The sequence below is a fragment of the Micromonospora sp. NPDC047187 genome, assembly GCF_040643355.1.
GTDB classification, from domain to species: Bacteria; Actinomycetota; Actinomycetes; order Mycobacteriales; family Micromonosporaceae; genus Micromonospora; species Micromonospora salmantinae.
The window spans coordinates 134,681-151,717 of the sequence record NZ_JBEYUF010000015.1; the positions used below are offsets into that span (position 1 = coordinate 134,681).

The window sequence follows — 17,037 nt, forward strand, 5'->3', positions numbered from 1 at the left end:
TGCCTTGCCTGGGCTGTCCTCACTCGGCGGATCCGTCGCGCAGGCGGCGCAGCACCTCGGGCAACTCCGGGCCGGGCCGATCGACGAGGAAGAGCTTGTCCCGGCTGGCCGCGCCGGCACGCAGTGACACGGCGGCCGGTCGGACGCCCAACGCGCCGGCCAACGCCCGGCGGGCGGCCTCGGTGGCCCGACCGTCGACGGCCGGGTCGTGGACCGCGATAACGAGGGCGGGTCCGTGCGGGCCGTCGAAGCGGCCACCGACCCGGTCCCGGGAGGCGCCGGGCTTCACCCGTACCGCCACGGTGAGCGTGTCCTGCGCGGGCACCGGCGTCGCTTCAGATCGGCCGGGCGTCGGCGAGGAGAGCGGTCGCCGGCGCGCAGTGCGCGCACGGGGTGAAGCCGAGGTCCACGGCCTCGGCGACCGGCAACGTCTCGGGCTGCCAGCCGATCAGATGGGGGCAGCCGTCCAGGTGGTAACGGGGGCGGCCGTCGACGACCTCGACGGCGTCGAGCAGCCGGGCCACCCGGGCCGCCTCGGCGGCCGTGATCTGCTGGGCGGCCGGCTCGTCGACCGCCGCGACCGCCGGGTCGAACACGTCGTCGGTCGACGCCGCGAACGGCGACGCCGGGCTGACCGGCCGGGCCCGCGCGGGCGCCTCGTCCGCCGCACTCACCAACGGCGACGCGTCATCGACGTGCGGTGGGTCGACCGGCGACGCCTCGTCGACCGGCGGCGCATTGTCGACCGGCGGCTCGGGTGGTTGCCGCCACCCGGTGCCGCCGGTACCAAACGTCGTGGGCACGTGCTGGACGGGCACCTCCGGCTCGACCAGCGGCGGCCCGTACGCGACACCCGGTGTGGCCTGGCTGGCCGTGCGGGGGGCGTCGGCGTGCCGCCGGTCGGTCCGGTCGGAATCCGCCGTGGCGCGGTTGGCGGCTGCCTGGCGGGCGCCCACCACCAACGCCACGGCGGCCAGCAGACTGGCCGCGATGGAGATGACCAACAAGAAGCTGGAGCCACCGGCCAGACCGAGCACCAGTAGCACCACCGCGACGAGGATGAGCAGAAGACTTGCGACTATCACGGCTCACCCCCGCCGCGTCGAACCGTCCGGGCCGGACCGGCGACCGTCACCATTGGCGGACAGCGATCGCCGGCCGGTGCTCAGCGTCCGGCTTCGAGGGCGCCGGAGCGCCCGCCGCCGCCGTACGAACCAGCGAGACCCGCTGCGGCCAGCCCGTTGCCGCCAGCGACCCGGCCGGCTTCGGAGCGGGTCATCTCGGCCTCGAGGCCCTGGCCACGACCGTCGAGGTCACGCAGCTGGCTCTCCAGGTACGCCTTGAGCCGGGTGCGGTACTCGCGCTCGAACTGCTTGAGCTCCTCGATGTGCTTCTGCAGCGCCGTGCGCTTGGCGTCCAGGCCGCCCATGGCCTCCTGGTGCCGCTGGCGGGCGTCCCGCTCAAGGGCGTCAGCCTTGGCGCGCGCCTCCCGGGTCACCTCCTCGGCCTTGCTGCGAGCCTCGGACAACAGCTGGTCGGCCTCGCGGCGAGCGTCGGACACGTGGTCGTCGGCGGTGCGCTGGGCCATCATCAGCACGCGCAGGGCCTGCTGCTCACCGTCACCGGTGACGCCGCCGGCCGGACCGCCGGTCGCGCGGACCTGCTCCAGCTCGGCCTGCATCGCGCGGGCAGCCTGCTCGGCCGCCGACTTGTCGCGCTGCACCCGGTCCAGTTGGGCCTTGACATCGTTGAGCTCCGCCGCCAGTCGGGCGTCGCCGCCGGGGCCGGCGGGGGCACCGCCACGGCCGCCGCGCTCCACCTGGGCGCGCAGCTCGTTGTTCTCCTCGATGAGACGGGCGAGCTCGCGCTCGACCTCATCGAGGAAGGCGTCGACCTCCTCCTCGTCATACCCCCGTTTGCCGATCGGCGGCTTTTTGAAGGCGACGTTGTGGACGTCGGCCGGGGTCAGCGGCATCGAAACTCCTCGGGTCAGTTGCGGCCGCGAAAGCGCGTCGGTCATCAGGCAGATGCCCTGATCGACGGCCCTAACACGAACTCCATCAGCACGAACAGGATAACCAGGAGCACAAGGGAGGCCAGGTCGATGCTCACGGTACCAATTCGCAGCGGAGGGATCACACGCCTCAACGCGTTGAGAGGGGGATCAGTGACGCTCCACACGGATTCCAATCCTGCCGATGCTCCACGCCCCGGTTGCCAGCGACGGCCGTACTGCAGGACGGCGCTCAACACGAACCGGGACAGAAGAAGGAGCAGGAAGACATAAAGGATCAGGTACAACACTTGCAGTAAGATCGACAACACGGTCAGCGACGTCCCTCGGGTCGGGCGGGATCAACTCAGACTGAAAAAGCCGCCCTCAGCGATCTTGGCTTTGTCCTCTGCGGTGACCTGGACGTTAGCCGGTGAGAGCAGGAACACCCGATTGGTCACGCGCTCGATCGTACCGCGCAGGCCGAACGCCAGCCCGGCGGCGAAGTCAACCAGACGGCGGGCATCGGCCTCATCCATCTCGGTGAGATTGATGATCACCGGGACACCGTCACGGAAGTGCTCACCGATGGTGCGCGCCTCCCGGTAGGTGGTGGGGTGCAGCGTGGTGATCTGGTAACGCTGCTCCTCCTCGGGCAGGGCCCGCTCGCGCGACGTGACCTGCGGCGCGAGGGCCAGGTTGTCCCGAGTGTGGTAGGTCAGCGCACCGGAGGTCTCGCCCGCCGACGACCGGGTGATCGACCGGACGCTGGACCGCTCGATCCGCTCCGGCCGCTCACCGTCACCGCGCTCGGAGTCGCTCAACCGCCCGCTCGACCGCTCGGAGAGTCGACCCCGCCCACTGTCGCGCGGCCGGGGAGCCGGCGGCTCCTCGGCGTCGTCCTCGTCGTCGTCGGCGAACTCCTCGGCGTACCGGCTCTGCCGGTAACGCGAGTCGCGGTAGCCACCCTTTTCGTAGCCACCGTCGTCGTAGGCCCGCTCGTCGTCTTCTTCGACCAGACCGAGCCAGACCCCCGCCTTGCGCAGTGCACCCATCCCGCGCCCTTCCGTCCGCCGTGCGGCACGCGCCCCCGTGCCATGTCGCCCGTCGCGAGTGGACAACCATGCCCATCGGACCGGAACGGCAATCCCCCCGGCGCGCGATTCGCGTCGCGCACCACGACCCCCGACTAGGAGACGCCCGCCCCTGAAACAACACTGATGTAATTTGCTTGTCTCGCGGTCAGGCTACCGCAGCGTGGGACGCATTCCGAGCAACGCGCTACCGACGCGGACATGTGTCGCGCCGTAACGGATCGCGATTTCGAAATCTCCGCTCATACCGGCGGACAGCGCGGTGGCTCCCGGATGGACAGCCCGAAACGCGTCGGCGACCTCCGCGAGCCGGGCGAACGCCCGCTCGGGCTCCCACCCCAGCGGGGCGACCGCCATGAGACCGACCAGACGCATCCCCGGTGCGTCGGCCACCGCCTCGGCGACCGGCTCCAGACCGGCACCCAGATCCGCCGAGCCGGGCAGGGCTCCGCCCCGGGAGGCGTCGCCGTCGATGCTCACCTGGACCAGCGCGTCGAGCGGTTCCGGCCGGTCGGCGGTCGCGCTGGCCAACGCCCGGGCCAGCCGGACACTGTCGACGGAGTGCACCACGTCGGCGTAGCGGACCACCGAGCGGGCCTTGTTGCGCTGCAACTGGCCGATGAAGTGCCAGCGGGGACGCACCCCGGCGGCAGCCACCTCGGCGGCCTTGCCGGCCGCCTCCTGGTCGCGGTTCTCCCCCATGTCGGTCACCCCGAGCCCGGCCAGCGCCAACACGTCGCTGGCCGGGTAGGTCTTCGTCACCGCGATCATGGTCACCTCGGCGGGGTTCCGGCCGGCCTGCGCGCAGGCGTCGTCGACCCGGGACCGAACCTGGGCCAGACCGGCCGCTAGTTCGGCGTGCCGATCTGGTCGTACCGTGGCTGAGCTGTCGGTCATCGGCGGAGCTCAGGACCCGTTCTTGAGGAAGTCGGGAACGTCCACGTCGTCGAAGAGCACCCGACGCGGCGACTGGGCCGGAGCCGGGTTGGTGGCCGGCGCCGGCGCCGGGGTGCTCTGCGGTGCCGGCTGGTTGGTGTTGGACTTGCGGGTCGGCTCGGCCGCCTTGTACGCGGGCGTGCCGCCGTCGAAGCCCGCCGCGATGACAGTCACCCGCACCTCGTCACCGAGCGCGTCGTCGATGACCGCGCCGAAGATGATGTTGGCGTCCGGGTGGGCCGCGTCGGTGACCAGCTGGGCGGCGTCATTGATCTCGAACAGGCCCAGGTCGGAGCCGCCGGCGATGGAGAGCAGCACGCCCCGCGCGCCGTCCATGCTCTGCTCCAGCAGCGGGCTGGAGATGGCCGCCTCGGCCGCCTCGACCGCGCGGTTCTCGCCGCGGGCGCTGCCGATGCCCATCAACGCGCTGCCGGCGCCGCTCATCACGCTCTTGACGTCGGCGAAGTCCAGGTTGATCAGACCCGGGGTGGTGATCAGGTCGGTGATGCCCTGCACACCCGAGAGCAGCACCTGGTCGGCCGTGCGGAACGCGTCCATCATGCTGATGTTGCGGTCGCCCAGGGCCAGCAGCCGGTCGTTCGGGATGACGATAAGCGTGTCGCACTGGTTACGGAGTTCGTCTATCCCCGTCTCGGCCTGCACCTGGCGGCGCTTGCCCTCGAAGGAGAACGGCCGGGTCACCACGCCGATGGTCAGTGCGCCGAGCTTGCGGGCGATGTTGGCCACCACTGGCGCGCCGCCGGTGCCGGTGCCGCCGCCCTCGCCGCAGGTCACGAAGACCATGTCGGCGCCCTTGAGCACCTCCTCGATCTCGTCGCGGTGGTCCTCGGCGGCGTTCTTCCCGACGTCCGGGTTGGCCCCGGCCCCCAGGCCACGGGTCAGCTCCCGGCCGACGTCGAGCTTGACGTCGGCGTCGCTCATCAGCAGCGCCTGCGCATCGGTGTTGATCGCGATGAACTCGACGCCCTTGAGCCCAACCTCGATCATCCGGTTGACGGCGTTGACGCCGCCACCCCCGATGCCGACGACCTTGATGACCGCCAGGTAGTTGTGCGGAGGTGTCATCTCCGGTCCTTTCCTTCGAGATTGGCTTCGGCCGACCGGTTACGGCGTGGCCAGACCAGCGGCCGACGACAGCTGTCACCAACGAGGATCAGGGGTAAACCCTAACCCTCTACTAGAGGCTTACAGTTATGTCAACCACTGAAGCTCTTCGAGGCAACGTAAGCGCCACCGCGCGATGAGCCAAGGACCCGGGCGGCGTGTCGCCGCGCGGAGCGCCACGGGTCACGTCCCCGCACGCTCACCGGTCAACGAAAGGTCACCACATCCGGCGCGCTCACGTCGATCCGGTCGGTGTCCTCGTCGAGCAGCGCGGTCGCCACCCGAGCCTTGTCCGTACCCCGGGTCGCGTCGCCCCAGACCACCGTCCGGTCGCCGCGCAACCGCAGGCTGATCCGGGCCAGCCCCGCCACGTTCACGTCCACCAGCTCCGCGCGCAGCTGCGGCGTCAGCGCGACGAGCACCTCCAGCGCGGCCCGGGTGCCCGGGTCGTCGGCGGCCGGCCGGGCCACAGTCACCTGTGGCAGATCGGCGGGGCGTCGCTCCACCGTCCGGAACGCCACCCCGCTCCGATCGATCAGGGCGAACGCATCGCCCTGCGGCACCACCGCCACAGCGGTCCGCTCGGTCACCCGCACCACCAGCGCGCCGGGCCAGTCCCGGGAGACCGTGGCCCGCTCCACCGCCGGCAGCGCGCCGACCCGACGGGCGGCGGCGGTCAGGTCCACCCGGGCCAGCGGCACCCCGTCCGGCACCCCGACCGCGTCGTGCACCTGCACCGGCGTGACCAGGTCGGCGCCCTCCACGCGTACCTCCCGCACACCGAACAGCCCGGTGCCGAGCACCGTCCAGGCGACCAGCCCGGCCAGTGCGAGCACCCCGGCCGCCACCGCCCACGGCAGCGCCGCACGCATGCGACGCTGCCGGGCACGGGCCATGAACCGGCGGGTCGAGGGCGGTACCGCGTCGCGGCCCGCCCGGACCAACTGCCACCGCCGCGCCGGACCGCGGCGCGGTGCGCCACCGTCGGCGGCGCTGGTCCGCCCTCGGGCCGGGCCGGGACTCATCCGGCCGCGGGCGCCGAGCCGCCGGGCACGGCGGTGCCACCGAGAGCCGCGCCGTCGCCGCCGGACGTCGCCCCACCCGGCACCGGATCACCGATCGCCGGGGTGGTGGCCACCGGGTCGACGGTCGCGGTCGGCGCCGAGCCGCCGTTACGCTCACCCAGGGCGGCCAGCAGCTCGTCACCCATCAGCGAGATCGGCGGGGCACCCATGGTGACCACCACGTCCCCGGAGCGGGCGCGGCGGGCCACCTCGACCGGGGCCTGCTCCCACGACTCCACGAAGACCTTGCGGTCGGCAGGCAGATCCACCGCCGCGATCAATGCCGCCGAGCCCTCGCCGGGCTGACGCAACTCACCCGGCCCGAAGACCTCCAGGAGCACCACCTCGTCCGCGATGGCCAGCGCCTCTGCGATCTCCGCCTGGTTGTCGCGGGTGCGGTACAGCCGGTACGGCTGGAAGACGACGATCAGCCGGCCGTCCCCGGCGACCTCGCGCAACGTCTGGTTCGCCAACGTCATCGAGGTCGGGTGGTAGGCGTACTCGTCGTAGACCAGCACGCCGTCCGCGACACCCTTGCGCTCGAAGCGCCGTCGCACCCCGGGAAAGACCGCCAGCGCGGCCTCCGCCGCCTCCAGCGGCAGTTCCAGCAGGTACGCGGCCAGCACCGCGGCTGCGCTGTTCAGCCCCATGTGTCGCCCCGGCACCGGCAGCCGGAACTCGCCCAGCGACCGGCCGTCGATCGCGGCCAGGTAGCGCACCCCACGCGCCGAGGAGACCATCTCGGTCAATCGCAGGTCGGCGTCGGCGGCCTCGCCGTAGGTGAACACCCGTCGTCCCTCGGAGCGCAGGCTCTCGGCCAACCGCCGACCGCCCGGGTCGTCGGCGCAGGTGATGATGAACCCGTCCGGGTCGGTGAGGCGGGCGAACTCCACGAACGCCGCCTCCAGCGTCGCGTAGTCGCCGTAGGTGTTCAGGTGGTCCGCCTCGACGTTCGTGATGATCGAGACGTACGGGCGGTAGATGAGGAACGAGCGGTCGCTCTCGTCCGCCTCGACCACGAAGTGCTCGCCGGTGCCGTGGTGGGCGCCCGAGCCGACCTCGGAGATCTCCCCACCGATCACGAAGGACGGGTCCACACCGGCCTGCTGGAGCACCATCGTCACCATCGAGGTGGTGGTGGTCTTGCCGTGCGTGCCGGCGACGGCCACCGCCCGACGGCCGGTCATCGCCGCGGCGAGCGCCTCCGAACGGTGCAGGACCCGCAGGCCACGCCGACGCGCCTCGACCAACTCCAGGTGGTCCTGGGGAATGGCCGACGAGTAGACGACAGTGTCCACGCCGTCGAGGTTGGTCACCTCGTGGCTGAGGTGGATGGTGCCGCCGAGCGCCCGCAGGCCGGCCAGCGAGGGCCACTCCCGCAGGTCGCTGCCGGAGACCCGGATGCCGCGGGTGAGCAGCAGCCGGGCCACGCCGAGCATGCCCACCCCGCCCACTCCGATCAGGTGCACGGCGCCCAGGTCCTCGGCGGTCAGTGTGCCGGCCGGGGTGAACTGCGCGGTCATCGGGCCACCGCCGCCAGCACGAAGGAACGCAGCGCCTCGTCGCCGTCACGCCGGCCGTACGAACCGGCGGCGGCACCCATGTTGTAGAGCCGCTGCGGGTCGCGGATGAGGGGGATGACGGTGCGCTCCAGCCAGTCCGGGGTGAGCTCCGCGTCGTCGACCAGCAGTCCACCGCCGGCCTCCACCACGGGCAGCGCGTTGCGCCGCTGCTCCTGGTTGCTGTGCGGGTACGGCACGTAGATCGTGGGCATCCCGATAGCGGCCACCTCGGCGACGGTCATCGCCCCGCCCCGGGCCAGCATCAGGTCGGCGGCGGCGTAGCCCAGCTCCATCTCGGACAGGTACGGCAGCGTCACGTACGGCACCGGCAGGTCGGTGGGGATCGGCACCGGCTCGTTGCGGGCGCCCATCACGTGCAGCACCTGCACGCCGTTGCGGGCCAGCTCCTTGGCCGCCCCGGAGACCGCCAGGTTGATCGAGCGGGCGCCGGACGAGCCGCCGGACACGAAGAGCACCGGCAGGTCCGGGCGGAGCCCGAAGTGGGCGCGGGCGGCGTTGCGCAGCGCGTACCGGTCCAGACCGGCGATGCTGCGGCGCAGCGGCACACCGACGACCGTGGCGTCCCGCAGCGACTCGGCCTGGCTCGGCTGGTTCGGGAAGCCGACGGCCACGTTCTTGGTGAACTTCATGCCCAGCTTGTTGGCCACGCCCGGTGGCACGTTCACCTCGTGGATCACCATGGGCAGTTCGCGGCGCCACGCGGCCAGGTAGGCCGGCACCGAGACGTACCCGCCGAAGCCGACGACCACGTCGGCGCGCACCTCGTCGATCACCTTGCCCGCGGCGCGCGCCGCGGTCCACATCCGGCCCGGTGTGCGGACCAGGTTCATGTTGACCGACCGGGGCAGCTGGTACGCCGGGATCTGCCGCAGGTCGTAGCCCTTCGGCGGGATCAGGTCGTTCTCCATGCCCCGTGGTGTGCCGAGGCAGGTGATCCGGACGCCCGGGTCGTGTCGGCGCAGGCAGTCGGCGAAGGCGAGCAGCGGGTAGACGTGCCCCCCGGTGCCACCTCCCGCGAGCACCACCGAACGCAGCGGACCCATCAGCGTCTCCTCTCGCTCGCCGCACCCTTGCGGCTGCGGTCCTGTCGGACCCCGCGCGGCGCGGCCTGATCGTCATGGCGCCGCTCGCGGGACCGGGGTACGGACCCTCGGCCAGCGGGCGGCGTCGCCGGGCGGCGGCGCCGGCCGGGAAGCGGCGGCAACGGGGCCCAGAGTAGTCGGACCCACCGGGCCGGCGGACGGGCATGCAGTGCTCTGGCCGCATCGGGTTCGGCGCGGGCGAAGGACGCCAGCATGCCGATGCCGGCCAACGTCACCACCAGGGCACTTCCGCCGTCGGAGATGAACGGCAACGGCAGACCGGTGATCGGCAGCAGCCCCACCACCCCACCGATGTTGATCACGGCCTGGCTGACCAGCCAGGTGGTCACGGCGGTGGCGGCGAGCCGGCGGAACGGGTCGTCGACCCGCCGGGCGATCCGGAAACCGGTGTACGCGAGGACCGCGAAGAGGCTGAGCACCACGACGCACCCGATCACGCCCAGTTCCTCGGCGATGATCGCGAAGATGAAGTCGTTGTGCGCTTCGGGGAGCCAGTCCCACTTCAGGCTGCCCTTGCCCAGCCCGACACCGAACCAGCCGCCGTGCTCGATGGCCAGCCGCCCCTGGTAGAACTGGTAGCAGGGGTCGCCGCACTTGTCCGGCGGCGGTGGGTTGAGAAAGAGCGTCAGGCGCGCCAGGCGGTAGTTGTCCGCGCCCCGCTCGCCGGAGCCGGCGCCCAGCGACGCCACCGCGATGAGCAGACCGACGCCGAGCAGACCGACCACCGTCAGCGCGCCGAAGACCCGCATCCGGACGCCGGCGGCCCAGAGCAGGCCGATCACCAGGGCCAGCAGGCAGAGCATCGTGCCCACGTCGTTGTAGCCGACCAGCACGAAGAGCAGGCCCATCACCGGGAAGAGCGGGGTGGCCAGTTCCCTCCACCAACCCAGCGAGGCGCCCTTGCGGGCGATGAGGTGCGCGCCCCACAGCACCAGGGCGAACTTGGCCAGCTCGGAGGGCTGCACCTGGATCCCGCCGATGAACAGCCAGAGCAGCCGCGCCTCGATCGGGCCGATCCGGGCGGAATCCTGATCGGCCAGCCGGGCGTAGGCGAGCAGCAGGTTGAGTAGCAGCAACAGCCCGATCGAGGTGAACAGCAGCGGCCGGCCCAGCGACCGGTAGGTGCTGGCCGGCAGGCGCTGGCAGACCCAGAACGCGCCGATGCCGATCACCGCGAAGATTGCCTGCTTGGTCACCGAGGCCGAGGCGTTGCCGTCCTCGGCGTAGTCCTTGACGCTGGTCGCCGAGAAGACCATTGTCAGCCCGATCAGCAGCAGCAGGCCGGCGCAGGACAGCAGCAGGTAGTAGGAGGTCAGCGGCCGGTCCAGCAGGCCGCGCAGCGCGGCGAGCCCGCCGGCCGCGTCGATACCGCGCAGCGGGGTCGACGCCACGGCCTCCGGCTCGCGTCCCGCCGGCCCAGGCTCCCGCGCCCCCGGCCCGGATTCGCGGGCCGCCGCGCCAGGCTCCGGGCCACGTGCCCCGGCGGCCAACTGCGTACGCCCCGACGCGCCCGGCGACCGACGCGCCCGCCCGCCTGCCCTGCCCTCAGTGCCGATGTCCTCCCCCACCCCGACATCATCACCGCTGAACACGCCCCACCGCCCCACAACGCCCCACCGGGCGTGTCGAACCCGTCCCCACGCCGCCCTCCCGCGTCGATCTTGCACTTTCTGTGCCGGCAAAACACCCATGAAGGGACGTTCCGCCATCCGAAAGTGCAAGATCGACGGATGAGGGGGTGGGCGCGGGGCGCGGGCCCCGCGGATCAGGTCATGTTGGCGAGGAACTCGCTGTAGAACAGGCCCAGGGCGATGGCCACGCCGATGCCGGCGATGATCCAGAAACGCACCACGATGTTGACCTCGCTCCAGCCGGCCAGCTCGAAGTGGTGCTGGAGCGGAGACATTCGGAACACCCGTTTACCGGTGGTCTTGAAGGAGATGATCTGGATCACCACGGACATCGTGATGATCACGAAGAGCCCGCCGATGATCGGCAGCAGCAGGATGGTGCGGGTGGACATCGCCATGCCGGCGATCAGACCGCCCAGCCCCAGTGCCCCGGTGTCGCCCATGAAGATCCGCGCCGGGGAGGTGTTCCACCAGAGGAAGCCCACACAGGCCCCGGCCGCCGCCCCGGCGATCAGCGCGATCTCCAACGGGTCGCGGACCTCGTAGCAGTACGGCTGGGTGTAGTTCGGGTCGGCGCACCAGTGGCGGTACTGCCAGAACGCGATCAGCGCGTACGCGGCGAGCACCATCACCGACGCGCCGGTGGCCAGACCGTCCAGGCCGTCGGTGAGGTTGACGCCGTTCGTCGCGGCCATCACCACGAAGATGAAGATGATCACCGCGCCGACCTTGCTGACCTCCAGGAAGTCGATGTCCCGGATGAAGCTCAGCGTGGTGCTGCCCACCGTCTCGGTGTTTGTCGCCAGGCCCGAACCGTTTGTCATAGTGCTCGGGAACCACAGCGCGATCACCCCGAAGACCGCACCGACCAGGATCTGGCCGAGCAACTTGCCGCGCTTGTTCAGCCCGGCGCTGTTGCGCTTGCGCACCTTGAGGAAGTCGTCGAGGAAACCCACAGCGCCGGAGAAGACCATCAGCCCCAGCAGCACCAGCGCGGTGATGGTCGGCTCCACCTGGGCGATCTGCTGGTCCGGCAGGGTGGTCAGGGCCAGGTGCCCGGCCACGTACGCGATCACCGTGGCCAGGATGAAGACCACGCCACCCATCGTGGGCGTGCCCTTCTTGCCCTGGTGCATGGCGGGGCCGTCGGACCGGATCGGCTGACCGGCCTTGAGCCGGGTGAACACCTTGATCGCGATCGGGGTGCAGAAGAGCGATACGAGGAAGGCCACCCCGATGGCGACGATGACCGCCCTCATCGGGTCGACTCCCCACCGGCGTCGGCGCGCAGGGCGTCGGCCACCTCCCAGGTCCGGTACCGGGAACCCTTGACCAGGACGACGTCACCCGGTCGTAGCTCGCTCCGCAGCACCTCGACGGCCGCCGCCTGATCGGTGAGCAGCACCGACTCTCCTCCCCAGTTCGCTACCGCTGTCGCGCCTTCGTGGATCGGCGCGGCCGGCTCACCCACCACGAGCAGCCGGTCGACACCCAGCTCGGCCGCGAGTCGGCCGACCTCGGCGTGGCCGTCGTACTCGAACGGGCCCAGCTCGGCCATGTAACCAAGCACCGCGACGGTACGCCGCCCCTGGCCCATGCTGGCCAGCGCCCGCACCGCGACCGCCATCGAGGCCGGGTTGGCGTTGTACGAGTCGTCGATCACTGTCACCCCGTCGGGGCGGTCGAAGACGTCCATCCGTCGGGTCGAGACCAGCCCCAGCTCGCCGAGGGCCGTGGCCAGCTCGGTCAGCGGCATGCCCAGCTCCCGGGCGACCGCCGCCGCCGCGAGGGTGTTCCAGACCTGGTGGCGGCCGGCCAGCCGCAGCCGCACCGGCGCACGCCCCTCCGGGGTGACCAGGGTGTACGACGGGTGACCCCGCTCGTCGAGCGTGACGTCCTCGGCGCGCACGTCGGCATCCGGTGCCTCGCCGTAGCGGACCACCCGGGCCTGCGTGCGGCTCGCCATCGCGTCCACCCGGGGATCGTCGGCGTTCAGCACGGCCAGCCCGTCCGGCGGCAGCGCCTCGACCAGCTCGCCCTTGGCCACGGCGATGGTGTCCTGCGAGCCGAACTCGCCGATGTGCGAGGTGCCGACGTTGAGCACCACGGAGATCCTTGGCGGCACCAGCTCGCACAGGTACCGCACGTGCCCGACCCCGCGCGCGCCCTTCTCCATCACCAGGTAGCGGGTGCCCGGGTCGGCCTGCAGCGCGGTGTACGGGTGCCCCAGCTCGTTGTTGAACGAGCCGGGCGGCGCCACAGTGGCCCCGAGTCGGGCGGTGAGCTGACCGATCAGGTCCTTCGTGGTGGTCTTGCCGGACGAGCCGGTCACGCCGATCACGGTCAGCCCGGTCAGCCGGTCCACCGCCGCGCGGGCCAGTCGGCCCATCGCGGTCAGGGCGTCGTCGACCAGCACCATCGGCACCCCGGGCACCTCTCGGCTGCCGAGCACCGCCACCGCGCCGGCCTGGATCGCCGTCGCCGCGTAGTCGTGCCCGTCGACCTTCTCCCCCGGGAAGGCCACGAAGAGCGAACCGGGCCCCACCTTGCGCGAGTCGAACTCCACCGATCCGGTGACGGTGGCGGCCGGGTCGGCGGCCACCAGCCGCCCGTCGACCGCCGCGGCCACCTCGGCCAGGCTCAGCGTGATCACCGCTGACCCGCCAGGTCCCCGAAGCGGGCCCGCAGCGCCTCGGCCAACTCGACGCTGTCGTCGAACGGGAGCACCTGGCCCGCCACCTCCTGGCCGCGCTCGTGGCCCTTGCCGAGCAGCGCGATCACGTCGCCCGGCTCGGCCAGCCGCACCGCCTCGTCGATCGCGGCACGGCGGCCCGCCACCTCGATGATCCGAGCGGCAGTGCCGGCCCGGTACGCCCCGGCCAGCACCTCGGCGCGAATCTCCCCCGGGTCCTCGGTGCGCGGGTTGTCGTCGGTCACCAGCACCACGTCGGCTCCCTCCGCCGCGGCGGCGCCCATCACCGGCCGCTTGCCCCGATCCCGGTCCCCGCCGGCGCCGATCACACAGATCAGTCGGCCGGCGCTGAACTCTCGCAGCGCGGCAAGCGCTGCCACTATCGCGTCAGACTTGTGGGCGTAGTCGACCACCCCGCGCACCGGCGCGGCCACGTCGACCAACTCCAGCCGGCCCGGGACGCCCCCGCAGGCGGCCACACCGGTCGCCGCGGTCACCGGGTCCACCCCGGCACCGACCAGTGCGGCGATGGCCAGCAGCGCGTTGGCCACGTTGTGCCGGCCGGGCAGCGCGACACCGGCGGACACCGCCACGCCGTTCGGGCCGTGCGCGGTGAACCGCTGCGCGTACCCCTCGCCGCCCACACCGTCGGCCCACCAGGTCGCGCCCTGCTCACCGGCCGCCGAGTAGGTGACAGTGCTCGGCTTGAGCAGCGGCTTCAACGCCGGGTCGTCGTGGTTGAGCACCTCGACCGCGCAGCGCCCGTCGAAGAGCTGGGCCTTCGCCGCGAAGTAGTCGTCGCTGTCGGCGTGGAAGTCCAGGTGGTCGGAGCCGAAGTTGGTGTAACCACCGACGGCGAACCGCACACCACCCACCCGGCCCATGGCCAGCGCGTGGCTGGAGACCTCCATGACCACGGCGGTGACCCCACGCTCGCGAGCGGTGGCCAACATGCCGTGCAGGTCGGTCGCCTCGGGAGTGGTGCGGACACTGTCGATCACCAGATCACCGAGCCGGGTCTCCACAGTCCCGACCAGCCCGGTGGTGTGCCCGGCGGCCCGCAGCCCCGACTCGATCAGGTACGCGGTGGACGTCTTGCCCGCGGTGCCGGTCACCCCGATCACTGTGAGGTCGGCGGTCGGGTCGCCGTACACGGCCGAGGCCAGCTCGCCGAGCACGGCGCGCGGGTCGGGCACCACCAGGGCGGGCAGGCCGGTTCCCGCCGCCAACTCCGCGCCGGCCCTGTCGGTCAGCAGCGCCACGGCACCCGCCTCGACGGCGGCGGCGGCGAACTCCGCGCCGTGCCGACGGGCACCGGGCAGCGCCGCGTACAGGTCGCCGGGGCGAACCTCCTGGCTGGCGTGGGTGACCCCGGAGACGACCACCGCGGCGGCGTCCGCCGGAAGGTCGACGGCGAGCCGGACGGCGAGATCACCGAGCCGGACTCCGGTCACGGTACGTGGACGTGGATTGCCGGGCACGGCGTCAGACCCTACCCGGTCGTCCGGTTCCGGCCGCACAGCCGCCCCGGTGGTTCGTCGGCACTCACCGATGATGTCCCGCCGTTGCTGCTCAGCGCGGATAGACCACGAACTTGGGCGCGGATCCGCCGGTGGAGGGCGGTACCCGGTAGTGACGCAGAGTGAACTGCATCATGTCCCGGAACGCCGGCCCGGCGATCGCCGCGCCCCCGCCGTTGGGCGCATACACGAACACCGCGATCACGTACCGGGGGTTCTCGGCGGGAGCCATCCCGATGAACGAGGACACCTCGCCGGGCTGCTTCTTGCCGTTCACCAGCCGCCAGCCGGTGCCGGTCTTGCCGGCGACCCGGTAACCGGGAACCGCGGCGGTGACGCCGGTGGCGCCGTCGACGGTGGTGACCGCCTCCAGCATGGTGCGCAGGGCCGCCGCGTTCTGCGGGCTGAGCACCGAGCGGGTCACCGGTGCCGGCGCGGGGGTGCGCTTGCCGTCCGGGCCGATCACCTCCTTGACGAGGTGCGGCTGCACGTACGTGCCGTTGTTGGCGATGGCGGCGTACGCGGCGGCCATCTGCAGTGGGGTGGCGTCGACGCTGTGCCCGATCGGCACCGACCCCTGCGAGGACTCGCTCCACTCGTCGGCCGGCAGCAGTCGACCGCTGGCCTCCCCGGGCATCCCCTCGCCGGTGGGCTTGCCCAGCCCGAACCGCTTCTGGTAGTCGATCAGCCGATCCGGACCGAGTTCGTCGGCGATGGTGATCGTGCCGACGTTCGACGAGAAGGCGAGCATCCCCGGCACGCTCATCCGCTTGCCGTTGGCCGGATGGGTGTCGGAGAACCAGGTGTCGCCCTTCTTGATGCTGTTGGCGATCGGCAGCGTGGTGTCCGGCGTGATCACTCCCTCCTGCAACGCCGCGCCGTAGGTGATCGCCTTGTGCACCGAGCCGGGGTCCACCACGAAGCTGGTCGCGGCGTCCTCCCGGGCGACCGGGTCGCTGGGCGTCGGCTTCGCCGCGTCGTAGGTGGGGTTGCTGGCCTGGGCCAGCACCGCGCCGGAGGGAATCTCGATGACCACGGCGGCACCGGTGCCGCCCGGCGCCTGGGCCATGCCCGCGCTGAGAATTTGCTGCGTCCGGAACTGCAGGTCACGGTTGAGGGTGAGGGCGAGCGAGCTGCCCGGCTTGGCGGGAGTGGTCCGGCTGTAGCCACCGGGTATGGGCGCGGCGAGGTCGCCGAGGCCGGCCTCGTACACCCGTTTGCCGTCCTGACCGGCGAGCACGTCGTCGTAGCGGGCCTCCAGCCCCTCCAACCCGACCATGTCCTGGCTGGTGAAGCCGATCAGGTTGGCCGCCAGGTCACCGCCGGGCACCTCGCGACGCTCGTCGCGGTGCACCCCGATGCCGGACAGCTCCAGCGCCTGCACGCGCTTGGCGGTCGAGATCTCCACCCCCCGCGCCAGGTACACGAATCGGGACGCCTTACCGTCCTCCAGCTTGCGGGGCTTCATCAGCTCCATCAGCTTCGACACCGGGATACCGAGCAGCGGGGAGAGCGCCTTGGCGACGGCGGCCGAGTCCTCCACCTCGGTCGGATCGGCGTACACGTACCGCGCCTCGACACTGCGGGCCAGCGGCGCGCCGGTGCTGTCGTAGATCGCACCCCGCGGCGCCGGCAGCTCGACGGTGCGGAGCCGGTCGACGATGCCGCCCCCGGCGTACGCCGGAGCGTCGACAGTCTGGAGGAAGATCAGCCGGATCCCGATGGTGGCGAAGAGCGTCAGGGCGAGCACGGTGCCCAGCCGCAGCCGCAGTCGCGAGTCGGCAAGCTTCGGCGGGCGTCGTGGCTTGCGCGACGGCCGCCGGGCCGCCGGTCGGTCGGTGCGCCGCGGCGCGCGTGGCGTGGTCCGGCGGCGCGGCGGCGGCTCGTCCCCACCCGGGCCACCGGGGGTTCGCGGCGCGACGGTGCGCACCACCCCACCGCGTCCGGCCGCCGGAGCGTCGCGCCGGCCGGCCCGGGCGGCGGCCCGACCGCCGTCGAGCACCTGCAACGCCGGCCGGAACGGGTCACCGGACCGGGTGCTGCGCGGCGTACGCCGCTGCTCGGCGCCCTGACCGCGCGCCGGCGTGCCGTGCTCCTCGCGGACGGTCCGACCCCTCGGGGTGTACGCCCGGGCGCCGGAGATGCCCCCGATGCCCGGCTCGCCGGTGCGCGGCTCGCCGTCGGCGGGCCCGGCATCACGTGCAGAACCGCGGCGGGGGCCCCGAGGGGGGCGGGGGGGCGGGGGCGGCCGGTGTGGGTCCCGGCACCCGCCAGCCCCCAGGGGGGTGGCCCCCCG

The 17,037-nt window shown here is 72.2% G+C and carries 15 protein-coding genes; all 15 read right to left on the reverse strand.

The window, feature by feature from the left end:
* Positions 1-19 precede the first annotated feature (19 nt).
* On the reverse strand, positions 20-325 hold the full coding sequence (locus ABZ794_RS22915) for a DUF167 domain-containing protein (protein WP_112582742.1): 306 nt from the start codon (positions 323-325) through the stop codon (positions 20-22).
* Between the two features lie 10 nt (positions 326-335).
* Positions 336-1,085: a hypothetical protein gene (locus ABZ794_RS22920; RefSeq protein WP_210786206.1), complete on the reverse strand. Its 750-nt coding sequence runs from the start codon at positions 1,083-1,085 to the stop codon at positions 336-338.
* An 80-nt stretch (positions 1,086-1,165) separates the two neighbouring features.
* Positions 1,166-1,975, reverse strand: a complete 810-nt coding sequence (locus ABZ794_RS22925; protein WP_036411965.1) for a DivIVA domain-containing protein — start codon at positions 1,973-1,975, stop codon at positions 1,166-1,168.
* Positions 1,976-2,019: 44 nt separating this feature from the next.
* Complete coding sequence (locus tag ABZ794_RS22930) at positions 2,020-2,325, reverse strand: YggT family protein (RefSeq protein WP_030334503.1); 306 nt, start codon at positions 2,323-2,325, stop codon at positions 2,020-2,022.
* Positions 2,326-2,355: 30 nt separating this feature from the next.
* Entirely contained in the window at positions 2,356-3,048 is a 693-nt protein-coding gene (gene sepF, locus ABZ794_RS22935; RefSeq protein ID WP_210786207.1) for a cell division protein SepF, read from the reverse strand.
* 192 nt (positions 3,049-3,240) lie between these two features.
* A complete protein-coding gene (locus tag ABZ794_RS22940) occupies positions 3,241-3,984 on the reverse strand; it encodes a YggS family pyridoxal phosphate-dependent enzyme (protein ID WP_210786208.1) in 744 nt (247 codons plus the stop codon).
* 9 nt (positions 3,985-3,993) lie between these two features.
* Positions 3,994-5,109, reverse strand: coding sequence for a cell division protein FtsZ (ftsZ, locus tag ABZ794_RS22945; RefSeq protein WP_210786209.1), 1,116 nt, complete (start codon positions 5,107-5,109; stop codon positions 3,994-3,996).
* A 245-nt stretch (positions 5,110-5,354) separates the two neighbouring features.
* Positions 5,355-6,173, reverse strand: a complete 819-nt coding sequence (locus tag ABZ794_RS22950) for an FtsQ-type POTRA domain-containing protein (RefSeq protein WP_238690631.1) — start codon at positions 6,171-6,173, stop codon at positions 5,355-5,357.
* The gene (gene murC, locus ABZ794_RS22955; protein ID WP_238690630.1) at positions 6,170-7,735 is read right to left on the reverse strand and encodes a UDP-N-acetylmuramate--L-alanine ligase; all 1,566 of its coding nucleotides are present in this window, start codon (positions 7,733-7,735) and stop codon (positions 6,170-6,172) included. Before murC ends, ABZ794_RS22950 begins: the two co-directional genes overlap by 4 nt.
* Positions 7,732-8,838, reverse strand: coding sequence for an undecaprenyldiphospho-muramoylpentapeptide beta-N-acetylglucosaminyltransferase (gene murG, locus ABZ794_RS22960; RefSeq protein WP_210785710.1), 1,107 nt, complete (start codon positions 8,836-8,838; stop codon positions 7,732-7,734). The genes murC and murG overlap by 4 nt, the downstream gene beginning before the upstream one ends.
* Entirely contained in the window at positions 8,838-10,289 is a 1,452-nt protein-coding gene (locus ABZ794_RS22965; protein WP_307850643.1) for a putative peptidoglycan glycosyltransferase FtsW, read from the reverse strand. The genes murG and ABZ794_RS22965 overlap by 1 nt, the downstream gene beginning before the upstream one ends.
* 374 nt (positions 10,290-10,663) lie before the next feature.
* Positions 10,664-11,788, reverse strand: a complete 1,125-nt coding sequence (mraY, locus tag ABZ794_RS22970; RefSeq protein WP_030334519.1) for a phospho-N-acetylmuramoyl-pentapeptide-transferase — start codon at positions 11,786-11,788, stop codon at positions 10,664-10,666.
* On the reverse strand, positions 11,785-13,182 hold the full coding sequence (murF, locus tag ABZ794_RS22975) for a UDP-N-acetylmuramoyl-tripeptide--D-alanyl-D-alanine ligase (RefSeq protein WP_210785711.1): 1,398 nt from the start codon (positions 13,180-13,182) through the stop codon (positions 11,785-11,787). Before murF ends, mraY begins: the two co-directional genes overlap by 4 nt.
* Positions 13,179-14,741, reverse strand: a complete 1,563-nt coding sequence (locus ABZ794_RS22980) for a UDP-N-acetylmuramoyl-L-alanyl-D-glutamate--2,6-diaminopimelate ligase (protein ID WP_210785712.1) — start codon at positions 14,739-14,741, stop codon at positions 13,179-13,181. Before ABZ794_RS22980 ends, murF begins: the two co-directional genes overlap by 4 nt.
* A 52-nt stretch (positions 14,742-14,793) precedes the next feature.
* Positions 14,794-17,022 carry a penicillin-binding protein 2 gene (locus ABZ794_RS22985; protein WP_357517445.1) on the reverse strand — a complete coding sequence of 743 codons (2,229 nt, stop codon included), beginning with the start codon at positions 17,020-17,022 and terminating at the stop codon, positions 14,794-14,796.
* Positions 17,023-17,037 lie beyond the last annotated feature (15 nt).